Here is a 13,562-nt window from a genome sequence, read left to right on the forward strand (position 1 = left end):
GCCCCGTTTCTGAGCGGGGCTCAGTCCTCCGACGTCTTCGAAGCGGTCGCCTTCTTGGCCGCCGTCTTCTTCGCCGTGCTCTTGGCGGCGGTCTTCTTGGCCGTGGTGGTCTTGGCGGCGGCCGTCTTCTTGGTCGCCGTCGCCTTCTTGGCCGGGGCCTTCTTGGCGGCCGTCTTCTTCACGGCCTTCTTCGCCGTCTTCTTGGCGGGCCCCTTGGCGCGCTTCTCCGCGAGCAGCTCGTAGCCCCGCTCGGGCGTGATCTCCTCGACGCTGTCGCCGGAGCGCAGGGTCGCGTTGGTCTCGCCGTCGGTGACGTACGGGCCGAAGCGGCCGTCCTTGACCACGACCGGCTTCTCGCTGACCGGGTCGGTGCCCAGCTCCTTCAGCGGCGGCTTGGCCGCGGCCCGGCCACGCTGCTTGGGCTGGGCGTAGATCGCCAGCGCCTCCTCCAGCGTGATGTCGAAGAGCTGCTCCTCGGTCTGGAGGGACCGCGAGTCCGTGCCCTTCTTCAGGTACGGGCCGTAGCGGCCGTTCTGCGCGGTGATCTCGACGCCCTCCGCGTCGGTGCCGACGACGCGCGGCAGCGACATCAGCCGCAGGGCGTCGTCGAGCGTCACCGTGTCCAGGGACATCGACTTGAACAGCGACGCGGTGCGCGGCTTCACGGCGTTCTTGCCGGTCTTCGGGGTGCCCTCGGGGAGCACCTCGGTGACGTACGGGCCGTAGCGGCCGTCCTTGGCGACGATGGCGTGGCCGGTGGCCGGGTCGGTGCCCAGCTCGAAGTCGCCGCTGGGCTTGGCCAGCAGCTCCTCGGCCAGCTCCACGGACAGCTCGTCCGGGGCCAGGTCCTCGGGGACGTCGGCGCGCTGGTGGTTCTCGGCGTCCTTCTCGCCGCGCTCGACGTAGGGGCCGTAGCGTCCGACGCGCAGCACGATGTCGTTGCCGACGGGGAAGGACGACACCTCGCGCGCGTCGATCGCGCCGAGGTCGGTGACCAGTTCCTTGAGGCCGCCGAGGTGGTCGCCGTCGCCGTTGCCCGCGTCGGCCGCGCCGCCGCCTCCCGCGCCGTCGCCCTCGCCGAAGTAGAAGCGCCGCAGCCACGGCACCGACTGGGCCTCGCCACGGGCGATGGCGTCGAGGTCGTCCTCCATCTTGGCGGTGAAGTCGTAGTCGACGAGTCGCCCGAAGTGCTTCTCCAGGAGGTTGACCACGGCGAAGGAGAGGAAGGACGGGACGAGGGCGGTGCCCTTCTTGAAGACGTAGCCGCGGTCCAGGATGGTGCCGATGATCGACGCGTACGTCGACGGGCGGCCGATCTCGCGCTCTTCCAGCTCCTTGACCAGCGACGCCTCGGTGTAGCGGGCCGGGGGCTTGGTGGCGTGGCCGTCGACCGTGATCTCCTCGGCCGTCAGCGCGTCGCCCTCGGCGACCTGCGGCAGCCGGCGCTCGCGGTCGTCCAGCTCGGCGTTCGGGTCGTCGGCGCCCTCGACGTAGGCCTTGAGGAAGCCGTGGAAGGTGATGGTCTTGCCGGAGGCGCTGAACTCGACGTCCCGGCCGTCGGAGGCGGCGCCGCCGATCTTCACGGTGACGCTGTTGCCGGTCGCGTCCTTCATCTGGGAGGCGACGGTCCGCTTCCAGATCAGCTCGTACAGCTTGAACTGGTCGCCGGTCAGCCCCGTCTCGGCGGGCGTGCGGAAACGGTCACCCGAGGGACGGATCGCCTCGTGCGCCTCCTGGGCGTTCTTGACCTTGCCGGCGTACGTCCGCGGCTGGGGCGGCAGGTAGTCGGCGCCGTACAGCTGCGTGACCTGGGCGCGGGCGGCACGGACCGCCGTGTCGCTCAGGGTCGTCGAGTCCGTACGCATGTAGGTGATGTAGCCGTTCTCGTACAGCTTCTGGGCGATCTGCATCGTCGCCTTGGCGCCGAAGCCGAGCTTGCGGCTCGCCTCCTGCTGCATGGTCGTCGTACGGAACGGGGCGTACGGCGAGCGGCGGTACGGCTTGGACTCGACGGAGCGGACGGCGAAGCGGGTGTTCTCCAGCGCGGCGGCGAGCGCGCGGGCGTTCGCCTCGTCGAGGTGGAGGGTGTTCGCGCTCTTGAGCTGCCCCAGGGAGTCGAAGTCGCGGCCCTGTGCGACACGCCGTCCGTCGACCGTCTGGAGGCGGGCGACCAGCGACGACGGGTCCGAGGCGTCCCCCGCGCGGCCGGTCGCGAAGGTGCCGGTGAGGTCCCAGTACTCGGCGGAGCGGAACGCGATGCGCTCGCGTTCCCGCTCGACGACGAGGCGGGTGGCGACGGACTGGACGCGGCCGGCCGACAGGCGCGGCATGACCTTCTTCCACAGGACCGGCGAGACCTCGTAGCCGTAGAGGCGGTCGAGGATGCGGCGGGTCTCCTGGGCGTCGACGAGCTTCTGGTTCAGCTCGCGCGGGTTGGCGACGGCGGCGCGGATCGCGTCCTTGGTGATCTCGTGGAACACCATGCGCTTGACCGGGATCTTCGGCTTGAGGACTTCCTGGAGGTGCCAGGCGATGGCCTCGCCCTCGCGGTCCTCATCGGTGGCGAGGAAGAGCTCGTCGGACTCCTTCAGCAGGTCCTTGAGCTTCTTGACCTGCGACTTCTTGTCCGCGTTGACCACATAGATGGGCTGGAAGTCGTGGTCGACGTCCACACCGAGGCGGCGGACCTCGCCGGTGTACTTCTCCGGCACCTCCGCCGCGCCGCTCGGAAGGTCACGGATGTGCCCGACGCTCGCCTCGACGACGTAGCCAGGGCCGAGATAGCCCTTGATCGTCTTCGCCTTGGCAGGCGACTCGACGATGACGAGTCGGCGGCCGCCGTTCGCGGTCTCGCTGGTCGGGGACAACTTCGCTCTTCTCTCCGGTCGACGCTGGGGCCTTCCCAGGGCGTGGTCCCGGGTCGGGTCGTGCGGTGTTTCGATCGTGACGCTGCGGAGTGTGACGGTACCTCCCGCCCCCGTGTCAAACGGGAAAAGCCCGCAACGGCCACTCGAACGGTAACCCGACGAACCGTGTTCCTGCCGCCCGGAGTGCCCACCTGCCCCGGCCGGTGTATCCGGAGCGCGATCTCCCGGTTACCCGGGCGGCACCGCGGCGGGGGCCGGGATCCGGCCTCTCACACCTGTGCCAGGCACCAGGCCCCGAGGGCCAGCGCGACCACGGCGGCGACGCTCGCGACGGTCGCCGATGCGACGGGGCTCACACCGAGCGCGACGGGCCGGCCGTGCCGCACCCGTGCCGTGATCCACACCAGCAGTCCGGCCCCGAACAGGGCGAACACCAGTCCCGCGAAGATCGCCGGTCCGCTCTCCATGGCCCCGTTCCCCTTTTCTCCCGCCCGCCCGCATCCAGCCTCGGGGAGGCTGTCACGCGCGGGCGGCGGACAGGCGAACCCGAGGTGAACGGGGAGCCGACGGCCCGCCGGGCGTCGTCGGCCGTGGCCGGTTCGCCGTCCGTCGGCGGGGCGTGCGGTGCGGGCGGACGGCGTGGGCGGCCTGGGTGGCCGACCTGGCCGGCGTGGGCGGCGTGGCGGCCGGGGAAAAAGAAATGGGTGGGCGCACCCACGCCGGAGACGCGTCCTCCGCTACGCCGGTTCGAGGAAGCCCTGCTCCACCAGCAGGCGGATCTGCGCGGGCGTGCGGTCGCGCAGGGCCACCGGATCCTCGCCGACCAGCTGGGCGATGGCGTCCAGGATGCGGCCGGCGCTCATGGTGCCGTCGCAGACGCCCGCGAAGCCGGCGCCCACGGTGTCGACCCTGGTGGCCCGGCGCATGCCGCGGTTCTGGCGCAGGACGACGTGCTCCGGGTCCTCGGCGCCGGGCAGCCCGACCTGTTCCTGGACGACCTCGCCGGCGAGCGCGAAGTGTGCCTCCAGCAGGGCGGCGTCGTCGTGGGAGCGCAGGTAGTCGACGCGGTCGAAGTGGGCGCGCACGGTCTCGCCGAGCGGCTGCTCGATCGGGTGCGGCCACTCCTCGGCGACGACCGAGGGCTCGGCGGCCCCGGTCCCGCGCAGCGTGATCCAGCCGAAGCCGACGGCCTTGACCTTGCGGGCCTCGAACTCGTCCAGCCACGCGTCGTAGCGCGCCTGGTAGTCGGCCGGGTCCCCGCGGTGGTCGCCCGCGTCCCGCAGCCACAGCTCGGCGTACTGGGTGACGTCCTGCACCTCACGCTGCACGATCCAGGCGTCGCAGCCGCGCGGCACCCAGGAACGCAGCCGGTCCGTCCACTCCTCCCCCTCCACGTGCTGCCAGTTGGCGAGGAAGTGCGCGAACCCGCCCGCGTTCAGACGCTCCCCCGTCTGCTGAACGAGCGAGCGGCACAGATCGTCCCCGCCCATCCCGCCGTCGCGGTAGGTGAGACGGGCGCCCGGTGAGATCACGAACGGCGGGTTGGAGACGATCAGGTCGTACGTCTCGTCGTCGGCGACGGGCTCGTAGAGGGAGCCCTCGCGCAGGTCGGCGGCCGGGGCTCCGGACAGGGCCAGGGTGAGCGCGGTGATGTGCAGCGCGCGCGGATTGACGTCGGTGGCCGTCACGCGCGTGGCGTGCGCGGCGGCGTGCAGCGCCTGGATGCCGGAGCCGGTGCCGAGGTCGAGGGCGGCGGAGACGGGCGTACGCACGGTGAGGCCCGCCAGGGTGGTGGAGGCGCCACCGACTCCCAGGACGACGCCCTCGGCGTGCTTGCCGATGCCGCCGGCGCCGCCGACCGCGCAGCCGAGGTCGGAGACGATGAACCAGTCCTCGCCGCCGGGCCCGCCGTAGGGCCGTACGTCCACGGTCGCCGCCACCTCGTCGTCGCCCGCGCGGTCGAGCCATCCGCTCTCTAGGCAGGCGTCGACGGGCAGCACGTCCGCCACGCGCGCGTAGGAGGCGGGTTGCTGGAGCAGGAACAGCCGCACGAGCAGTTCGAGCGGCGTGTCGCCGCGGGTCGCCCGGAGCGCGGGCACGGTCTCGCTGCGCGACAGCGCCGCGTAGGCGGGCGCGCCGAGCAGCTCCAGCAGTCCGTCGGCGGTGAAGGACGCCCCCAGCAGGGCGTCCCGCAACCGGGCGGTGACGTCGGGGCGGTCGGCGGAGGGCAGGGGGGACAGGCTGGCGTTACTCACACCCCCATTGTGGCCCGGCGGTCCGCGCCCCGCCCCGTGTCCGCGTAGGGCGTCGGTCGTCGGGCCTGTCGGCCCCGGCCTCCGTCAGCCCTCGGTGGCCGAGGGCGTCACCGAGGCCGACTTGCAGCTGGCCTGCTTGGCCATCGCCTTGCCGACGTCGCCCTCCTCCAGGGTCTTCAGCGCGTCGCTGCCGCTCTTGCTGAGCTTGTTCAGCTCGGTGGCGATGTCCTTGAGGCCGTCGGCGAACTCGGCCTGGTCCTTGGTGTTGAGGTCCTCCACCTGCTTGCGCAGGGAGGCATAGGAGGAGGAGAGGCCGTTCAGCTCGGTGACGGCGTCCTTCTGCTTCTTCTCACCGTCGTCGACGTCCGGGGGACCGGCCTTCTGGACGGTGGCACCCATCGCCTTGTAGGCGTCGGACATGTCCTGGAACGCCTTCGCGTCGGTCTTCTGGACCTCGGCCGGAGTGCTGTTGTCCGAGGTCTCCTTCTGGATCGCCGCGTTGGCCGCCTCGATCTTCTTGGCCTGCGGCTGGACACCCTCGCAGACCTCCTTGGCCCAGGAGTCCAGCTTCTCGTTGTCGTCGCTGCCGCCGCATCCCGTCAGCGCCAGTACCAGTACCGCACCGCCGGACAGTGCGACCCCGAGCTTCTTGTTCACCGGATCGGTCCCTTCCATGGCTCTCGGCCCCGGAACATACACGCCGGATGGGTTACATCCACCCGACGAACATCCGTTAAGACCGTATTGAAGCCATTTGCACCAAGGCTGAGCAAGGGAGAGAAGGCTCACGGTGGGCAGGGTGCGTACACGCGGGACGGGCGGGCAGCGCGCCAACACGCGCCGCCCGCCCGCACCTTGCGCCGCCTCCCGAGCCGGGCCCGGCGGTGGGTGCCCGGACCGGGTCTACGAAACCACCGCCGGATCAGCCGACTTGGGCTCCTGGTCGGCGTCACCGTCGTCGCCCATCGCGATGCCGCGCCGTTTGGACACGTAGACCGCCGCCGCGATGACCAGGAACGCGACGACGGCGATCAGCACCCGTACGCCGATGCTCTTGTCGGCTCCGTAGGAGAACTTGATGACCGCGGGAGCGATGAGCAGCGCCACCAGGTTCATGACCTTCAGCAGCGGGTTGATGGCCGGTCCCGCGGTGTCCTTGAAGGGGTCGCCGACCGTGTCGCCGATGACGGTGGCGGCGTGGGCCTCGCTGCCCTTGCCGCCGTGGTGCCCGTCCTCGACGAGCTTCTTGGCGTTGTCCCAGGAGCCGCCGGAGTTCGCGAGGAAGACCGCCATCAGCGTGCCCGCGCCGATCGCGCCCGCCAGGAACGCGCCGAGCGCTCCGACGCCGAGCGTGAACCCGATGAAGATGGGCGCCATCACGGCGAGCAGCCCGGGCGTGGCGAGTTCCCGCAGGGCGTCCCTGGTGCAGATGTCGACGACCTTGCCGTACTCGGGTTTCTCGCTGTAGTCCATGATTCCGGGCCGCTCCCGGAACTGCCGGCGCACCTCGAAGACCACCGCGCCCGCCGACCGGGACACCGCGTTGATCGCCAGCCCCGAGAAGAGGAAGACGACCGCCGCCCCGGCGATGAGCCCGACGAGGTTGTTGGGCTGCGAGATGTCCATCATCAGGTTCATCGGCGCGCCCTCGCCGCTGAGTTTCTCGCCCACGTCCGCCGCGCCGGTGGTGATGGCGTCGCGGTACGACCCGAACAGGGCCGCCGCCGCGAGGACCGCGGTGGCGATGGCGATGCCCTTGGTGATGGCCTTGGTGGTGTTGCCGACCGCGTCCAGGTCCGTGAGCACCTGCGCGCCGGCGCCCTCGACGTCGCCGGACATCTCGGCGATGCCCTGCGCGTTGTCGGAGACCGGCCCGAAGGTGTCCATGGCGACGATCACGCCGACCGTGGTGAGTAGGCCGGTGCCGGCCAGCGCCACCGCGAACAGCGCCAGCATGATCGACGTTCCGCCGAGCAGGAAGGCCCCGTAGACGCCGAGGCCGATCAACAGGGCGGTGTAGACGGCCGATTCGAGACCGAGCGAGATACCGGCGAGGACGACGGTGGCGGGGCCGGTGAGCGAGGTCTTGCCGATGTCCCTGACGGGACGCCTGGTGGTCTCGGTGAAGTAGCCGGTGAGCTGCTGGATCAGGGCGGCGAGCACGATGCCGATCGCCACCGCGACCAGCGCCAGGATCCGCGGGTCGCCGCTCTTGCCCGCGATGGCGGCGTCCGTGACACCGTCCAGGTCGGCGTACGAGCCGGGCAGGTAGACGAAGACGGCGACCGCCACCAGCACCAGCGAGATCACCGCGGAGATGAAGAAGCCCCGGTTGATCGCGCTCATGCCGCTGCGGTCGGAGCGCCGGGGCGCCACCGCGAAGATGCCGATCATGGCGGTGAGCACGCCGATCGCCGGGACCAGCAGCGGGAACGCCAGCCCGGAGTCGCCGAAGGCCACCTTGCCGAGGATCAGCGCGGCCACCAGGGTGACGGCGTAGGACTCGAAGAGGTCGGCCGCCATGCCCGCGCAGTCGCCGACGTTGTCGCCCACGTTGTCCGCGATGGTCGCGGCATTGCGCGGATCGTCCTCCGGGATGCCCTGCTCGACCTTGCCGACCAGGTCGGCGCCGACGTCGGCGGCCTTGGTGAAGATGCCGCCGCCGACCCGCATGAACATCGCGATCAGCGCGGCACCGAGGCCGAATCCCTCCAGGACCTTCGGCGCGTCGGCCGCGTACACCAGCACCACGCAGCAGGCGCCCAGCAGGCCGAGCCCCACCGTGAACATGCCGACGACGCCGCCCGTACGGAACGCGATCTTCGTCGCTTTGTGCGAGACGAGAGTGAGATCCTTTTCCGGTTCTCCGGGCGCCGGTGTCGCTTCCCGGGCCGCTGCGGCGACGCGCACGTTGCTGCGTACGGCGAGCCACATGCCGATATATCCGGTGGCCGCCGAGAACGCCGCGCCGATCAGGAAGAAGATCGAACGTCCGGCCCGTTGATTCCAGTCGTCCGCGGGCAGCAGCATGAGCAGGAAGAACACCACGACGGCGAATACACCGAGCGTGCGCAGTTGTCGTGCCAGGTAGGCGTTCGCACCTTCCTGCACGGCCGCCGCGATCTTCTTCATGCTGTCGGTTCCCTCGCCCGCCGCGAGCACCTGGCGCACCAGGACGCCCGCGAGGACCAGTGCGGCCAGTGCGACGACCGCGATGACCGCCACCAGGGCGCGGTTTCCGTCGGTCAGCACGGCGGCCGCGAGGTGGGAGGGATCACCCAGTTGATGGTGGCCCAACTGATGAGAGGTGGAAAGCTCCGCCATTCGTCCTCCTTGACGCTTGGGCTGAGCTCAAGATGTGGACGGGATTGTAGGTACCGGAAGCTGATCAAAACAGTGCACGACAAAAGGAATTGACCTGTCAACCACACGGACGCCGGAAGTAGTAATGCCCCTCCGCCATTAATGTGATCCGATACGTGATCCGTTTCCGTGATCCGTTTCCGTGATCCCGTTAATGATCCGATCCGTGATCTGCTCGGCTATGGGATGTCACGTGATTGATCGTGAATGAATTCACTTAACATCCGCACGACGCCAATGTATGTCCGCGCATGGCGAAGGGCCCCACCAGGTGGGGCCCTTCGGGTGATGCGGGTGGGACGGGGGTGGTGCAGCCGGGGGCAGCGGGGGTCAGACCGGCGGCAGTACCGCCGGCGCGGTCGGCCAGGTCATGCGGATCAGCCCGCCGTCCTCGTCCGCCGAGACCTCCACGTCGTCGACGAGTCCGCTGATGACCGCGAGGCCCATCTCGTCCTCCTCGGCCTCCAGCTCGTCGGCGGCATCCCCCGAGGTCTTGACCCCGGGGACGGCGTGCGGCGCCTCGTCACCGACCTCGATGGAGAACTGCTTCTCCTCCTCGATCAGCGACACCTTGACCGGCGCCGTGATGCCGACGTGCTGATGCAGGCCCACGGCCCGGGTGCAGGCCTCGCCCACGGCGAGCCTGACCTCGTCGAGGACGGCCTCGTCCACTCCGGCCCTGCGCGCCACCGCTGCCGCCACCAGACGGGCGGTCCGGACGTGCTCGGGCAGCGCGCTGAAGCGGAGCTCGACGGTGGCCATGCATCCCCCTCGGAACTACGGGCGTGCTTTCGAGGGTCCGGGCCGCCGACAGCCCGGACCCCCCTCGTTGTACTTGCCGCTCCGGGCCCCACAGGCCCGGAGCCGGTCGTCAGTCGGTGGCCGCCACCGCTTCCTCGACCGAGGTGTGAATGGGGAACACCTTGGTGAGGCCGGTGATACGGAAGATCTTGAGAATGCGCTCCTGGTTGCAGACCAGCCGCAGCGAGCCCTCATGGGCACGCACACGCTTCAGTCCACCCACCAGCACGCCGAGCCCTGTGGAGTCGAGGAAGTCCACGCCCTCCATGTCGACGACGAGGTGGAAACTCCCGTCGTTCACGAGCTCGACCAGCTGCTCACGCAGCTTGGGCGCGGTGTATACGTCAATTTCGCCACCGACCTCGACGACCGTACGATCGCCGACGGTACGGGTCGACAGGGACAGGTCCACGGATCCTCCAGCACCTTGCTATCGAGCGGTCGTCCCTCGGGACACCTCGGCTTGAAGCCCCCAGGACGGTTCGCCAGCCGCGATGGCATTCAATCACTTACCGGCAGGCGTGCACGACGCCTTGGTCCCATTGTCCGTCACGCCAGTGACAGACTCGGTGCCGATGGCCAAGAATCACCGACCCGATCGATCCCCGGCGGAGCCCGGCTCCCGGCCGGAACCGGGCATGCTCCTGAACCGGCTCGCCGCGGGACCGAGCCGGGCTGCGCGCATCACTCATACGGAGCACTTGCCCCCACGTCCGGGCCGTCATGCCCGCTGGCCGGACCGGATTCGACCGGAGGTCCTGGCGGCGGTGCGGGCCGCGGGCATCGAGCACCCCTGGGCCCACCAGGCACGCGTGGCCGAGCACGCCCTGGACGGCGACTCGGTGGTCGTCGCCACGGGTACCGCCTCCGGCAAGTCCCTGGCCTATCTGGTGCCGGTCCTGTCGACCCTCGTGGACGGCTCCGAGGCTCCGAACGGGCGCGGCGCCACCGCCCTCTACCTGGCTCCCACCAAGGCGCTGGCCGCCGACCAGTGCCGGGCGGTGAAGGAATTTTCACACCCCCTTGGCACATCTGTCCGGGCCGCGGTCTACGACGGCGACACGCCGTTCGAGGAACGCGAGTGGATCCGCCAGTACGGGACGTACGTCCTGACCAACCCGGACATGCTGCACCGCGGCATCCTGCCCTCCCACCCCCGCTGGTCGTCGTTCCTCAAGGCACTGAAGTACGTCGTCATCGACGAGTGCCACACCTACCGCGGCGTCTTCGGCTCCCACGTCGCCCAGGTGCTGCGCAGACTGCGCAGACTGTGTGCCCGCTACGGCGCGTCGCCCGTGTTCCTGCTCGCCTCCGCCACCGCCGCCGAGCCGTCGGTGGCGGCCCGCCGGCTCACCGGGCTCCCGGTGGTCGAGGTCGCCGACGACGCGTCACCGCGCGGCGAACTGGTGTTCGCCCTGTGGGAGCCGCCGCTGACCGAGCTGGAGGGCGAGAAGGGCGCACCGGTCCGCCGCACGGCCACCGCCGAGGCCGCCGACCTGCTCACCGACCTCACCGTGCAGGGCATGCGTTCGATCACCTTCGTACGCTCCCGGCGCGGCGCCGAACTGATCTCGGTGATCGCCAAGGAACGACTGGCCGAGGTCGACCGCTCCCTGGCCGGACGCGTGGCCGCCTATCACGGCGGCTACCTCCCCGAGGAGCGCCGCGCCCTGGAACGCGCCCTGCACTCCGGCGACCTCCTCGGTCTCGCGGCGACGAACGCCCTGGAGCTCGGCCTCGACATCTCCGGCCTGGACGCCGTGGTGATCGCGGGTTATCCGGGCACACGGGCGTCCCTGTGGCAGCAGGCGGGCCGGGCGGGCCGGGCCGGTCAGGGGGCGCTGGCCGTGCTGGTCGCCCGGGACGACCCCCTGGACACCTTCCTCGTCCACCACCCGGAGGCCCTGTTCGACCGGCCGGTGGAATCCACGGTCCTCGACCCCGACAACCCTTACGTCCTCGCCCCCCACCTGTGCGCGGCGGCTGCCGAACTGCCCCTGACGGAGGAAGACCTGAAGCTCTTCGGTCCCGCCTGCGAGGAGCTGCTGCCCCAGCTGGAGGCGGCGAAGCTGCTGCGCCGGCGGACCCGGGCCTGGCACTGGACCCGCCGTGAGCGGGCCGCCGACCTGACGGACATCCGCGGGGAGGGCGGGCGTCCGGTCCAGGTCGTCGAGTCCGGTACGGGCCGGCTGCTGGGCACGGTGGACGCCGGTGCCGCCCACACGACCGTCCACGAGGGCGCCGTCCACCTCCACCAGGGGCGCACCTATCTCGTGCGCACCCTCGACCTGGAGGACTCCGTCGCGCTGGTCGAGCAGGCCACCCCCGCCTACTCGACGGTCGCCCGCGACACGACGGCGATCTCCGTCCTGGAGACGGACCTGGAGGTCCCCTGGGGCGACGGGCGGCTCTGCTACGGCTCGGTCGAGGTCACCAACCAAGTGGTCTCCTTCCTGCGCCGGCGCCTGATCACCGGCGAGGTCCTGGGGGAGACGAAGCTCGACCTCCCTCCCCGGACGCTGCGCACACGGGCGGTGTGGTGGACGGTCACCGAGGACCAACTGGACGCGGCCCGGATCAACCCGGAGATCCTCGGCGGTGCCCTGCACGCCGCCGAACACGCCTCGATCGGCATGCTGCCGCTGTTCGCCACCTGCGACCGCTGGGACATCGGCGGCGTGTCGGTCCCCCTGCACCCGGACACCCTGCTGCCGACGGTCTTCGTGTACGACGGCCACCCCGGCGGCGCGGGTTTCGCCGAGCGCGCCTTCCACACGGCCCGCGACTGGCTGACGGCCACCCGGGAGGCGATCGCGTCCTGCGAGTGCGAGGCCGGCTGCCCGTCGTGCATCCAGTCCCCCAAGTGCGGCAACGGCAACGATCCGCTGCACAAGCGGGGAGCGCTACGGCTCCTCACGGTGCTGCTGCACGGCGCCGCGGAGGCGGGGTAGGCCGCACGGCCCACGGAGGCGGGGTGGGCCGCACGGCCCGCGGAGGCGGGGTGGGCGCCGCGAGGGGCGCCTCGGGTGCCATCAGCGGGGCCGGGCAGGTGCCGTGAGCGAGACCGGCCCGGGTGCCGTGAGCGAGACCGATGCGGGTGCCGTGAGCGGGGCCGGCGCGGGTGCCGTGAGCGGCTCCATCCCGGAGACCTCGGACGATCCCGGCGCGGAGGCTCGGGGCGAACCCGGCGCGGGGGACACGGGCGAGCCCGGCCCCGCTCTCGCCCGGATCTCCGCCGTGAAAGGTCCCCTGCCCGACGCCGCCGTCACGTCCGAGACCTGCCCGGTGAGCGCGCATCGCACCAGCCGCGTCCGCTGGGCCCGCGCGACACGGTCCGCCCTCTCGCACGCGGCCGTACCGCCCTCCGCCCAGTGGTCCGCCGCCGCGAGCGCCGCCAGATCGGCGCCACCGGCCGCGCGGTGACGAGCCACGACCGCCTGTCCCAGGGCAAGCACGATGCCGAACACCAGACACAGAACGGCGATGGCGCCCACGCTCCAGACGGTCGCCGAACCCTGGTCGGGAGCGGTGCGCACGCCCTTGCGCCTCACGGCTCCGCTCCCCCTGCGCGTCACGGCTCGGCTCCCACCGGTTCCGCTCCCGCCGGCTGCGCCACTGACTGCTCCACCGAGGCCACGGCTTCCTCCCGTACCTCGAAGGGCAGCCCGTGCAGGGCCGGCGGGTCGGCCGTCACGACCACACGGACCTGGCCCCCCTCCCGGTCGACGGTGACCCGCGCCCCGCTCGGGGCCGCTTCGCGGGCGACCTGCACGACCGCGTCGGAAGGGTCGTCCCGCGCCGCCGCGCGGGCGCCCGTCCGGGCCGCGTCCACGCACTGGATCTGGGCGGCCACCACGAGCAACCCCCACACCAACGCCATCGCGAACACCACCAGCACGGGAAGCACCACGGCCGTCTCCGCCGTCACGAAGCCACCGTCCGACCCCCGCCTCTCCTCGTCGCAGCCTCGCGCCCTCGCCCCCGTCCCCGTCCCCCTCCCCGTCCTCGGTGCCTGCTCACATCCGCGCATCGAGGGCCCCCTTCACGACCCCCTGCAACTCCGCGCTGACCGCGCCGCTCGTCACGACCTTGTAGAGGACCACCGCGAAGGCCACCGCCGCGACGATCCCCATCGCGTACTCGGACGTGACCATGCCCGCGTCCCGCCGTAGGGCTCCCCGCACCGCCCGCCGCCGCAGCGTCGTGCCGACTCCGCAGACCAGGGCACGCACCCGCGCCCGCACCATCCGGCTCATCGCAACCCCCATGTGCTCGA

11 protein-coding genes are annotated in these 13,562 nt (G+C 71.2%); 1 reads left to right on the top strand and 10 read right to left on the bottom strand.

Annotation, left to right across the window (positions count from 1 at the left end; all coding sequences use genetic code 11):
- Positions 1-20: 20 nt before the first annotated feature.
- From topA to bldG, 7 genes are all read right to left on the bottom strand, one after another.
- The gene (topA, locus tag ACIBCJ_RS09810; RefSeq protein ID WP_365979335.1) at positions 21-2,867 is read right to left on the bottom strand and encodes a type I DNA topoisomerase; all 2,847 of its coding nucleotides are present in this window, start codon (positions 2,865-2,867) and stop codon (positions 21-23) included.
- A gap of 269 nt (positions 2,868-3,136) precedes the next feature.
- Complete coding sequence (locus ACIBCJ_RS09815; RefSeq protein WP_362105739.1) at positions 3,137-3,334, bottom strand: hypothetical protein; 198 nt, start codon at positions 3,332-3,334, stop codon at positions 3,137-3,139.
- Between the two features lie 270 nt (positions 3,335-3,604).
- On the bottom strand, positions 3,605-5,122 hold the full coding sequence (locus tag ACIBCJ_RS09820) for a methyltransferase (RefSeq protein WP_365979336.1): 1,518 nt from the start codon (positions 5,120-5,122) through the stop codon (positions 3,605-3,607).
- Positions 5,123-5,206: 84 nt separating this feature from the next.
- Positions 5,207-5,797, bottom strand: coding sequence for a small secreted protein (locus ACIBCJ_RS09825; protein ID WP_362105733.1), 591 nt, complete (start codon positions 5,795-5,797; stop codon positions 5,207-5,209).
- 228 nt (positions 5,798-6,025) lie between these two features.
- Positions 6,026-8,446, bottom strand: coding sequence for a sodium-translocating pyrophosphatase (locus ACIBCJ_RS09830; RefSeq protein ID WP_362507869.1), 2,421 nt, complete (start codon positions 8,444-8,446; stop codon positions 6,026-6,028).
- A 369-nt stretch (positions 8,447-8,815) separates the two neighbouring features.
- The gene (locus ACIBCJ_RS09835; RefSeq protein ID WP_133888604.1) at positions 8,816-9,247 is read right to left on the bottom strand and encodes an ATP-binding protein; all 432 of its coding nucleotides are present in this window, start codon (positions 9,245-9,247) and stop codon (positions 8,816-8,818) included.
- Between the two features lie 109 nt (positions 9,248-9,356).
- Positions 9,357-9,698, bottom strand: a complete 342-nt coding sequence (bldG, locus tag ACIBCJ_RS09840) for an anti-sigma factor antagonist BldG (RefSeq protein ID WP_003975386.1) — start codon at positions 9,696-9,698, stop codon at positions 9,357-9,359.
- A gap of 82 nt (positions 9,699-9,780) precedes the next feature.
- Here bldG and ACIBCJ_RS09845 point away from each other — a divergent pair, with 82 nt between their 5' ends.
- Positions 9,781-12,237 (top strand): DEAD/DEAH box helicase, encoded by a 2,457-nt coding sequence (locus tag ACIBCJ_RS09845; protein ID WP_365979337.1) that lies wholly within the window; start codon positions 9,781-9,783, stop codon positions 12,235-12,237.
- Between the two features lie 81 nt (positions 12,238-12,318).
- Here ACIBCJ_RS09845 and ACIBCJ_RS09850 read toward each other — a convergent pair whose 3' ends face one another.
- From ACIBCJ_RS09850 to ACIBCJ_RS09860, 3 genes are all read right to left on the bottom strand, one after another.
- Entirely contained in the window at positions 12,319-12,861 is a 543-nt protein-coding gene (locus tag ACIBCJ_RS09850) for an Rv3654c family TadE-like protein (protein ID WP_399282172.1), read from the bottom strand.
- Positions 12,858-13,214 carry a TadE family type IV pilus minor pilin gene (locus ACIBCJ_RS09855; protein ID WP_399282174.1) on the bottom strand — a complete coding sequence of 119 codons (357 nt, stop codon included), beginning with the start codon at positions 13,212-13,214 and terminating at the stop codon, positions 12,858-12,860. Before ACIBCJ_RS09855 ends, ACIBCJ_RS09850 begins: the two co-directional genes overlap by 4 nt.
- A gap of 88 nt (positions 13,215-13,302) precedes the next feature.
- Complete coding sequence (locus tag ACIBCJ_RS09860) at positions 13,303-13,542, bottom strand: DUF4244 domain-containing protein (RefSeq protein WP_362105720.1); 240 nt, start codon at positions 13,540-13,542, stop codon at positions 13,303-13,305.
- Positions 13,543-13,562: the final 20 nt, after the last annotated feature.

Source organism: Streptomyces sp. NPDC051136, assembly GCF_044455745.1.
Classification (GTDB): domain Bacteria; phylum Actinomycetota; class Actinomycetes; order Streptomycetales; family Streptomycetaceae; genus Streptomyces.

Excerpts from the sequence above, each read along its gene's own strand:
- ACIBCJ_RS09830 (WP_362507869.1), bottom strand. The coding sequence starts at position 8,446 with ATGGCGGAGCTTTCCACCTCTCATCAGTTGGGCCACCATCAACTGGGT.
- ACIBCJ_RS09815 (WP_362105739.1), bottom strand. The coding sequence starts at position 3,334 with ATGGAGAGCGGACCGGCGATCTTCGCGGGACTGGTGTTCGCCCTGTTC.
- ACIBCJ_RS09845 (WP_365979337.1), top strand. The coding sequence starts at position 9,781 with ATGGCATTCAATCACTTACCGGCAGGCGTGCACGACGCCTTGGTCCCA.
- ACIBCJ_RS09835 (WP_133888604.1), bottom strand. The coding sequence starts at position 9,247 with ATGGCCACCGTCGAGCTCCGCTTCAGCGCGCTGCCCGAGCACGTCCGG.
- ACIBCJ_RS09860 (WP_362105720.1), bottom strand. The coding sequence starts at position 13,542 with ATGAGCCGGATGGTGCGGGCGCGGGTGCGTGCCCTGGTCTGCGGAGTC.
- ACIBCJ_RS09825 (WP_362105733.1), bottom strand. The coding sequence starts at position 5,797 with ATGGAAGGGACCGATCCGGTGAACAAGAAGCTCGGGGTCGCACTGTCC.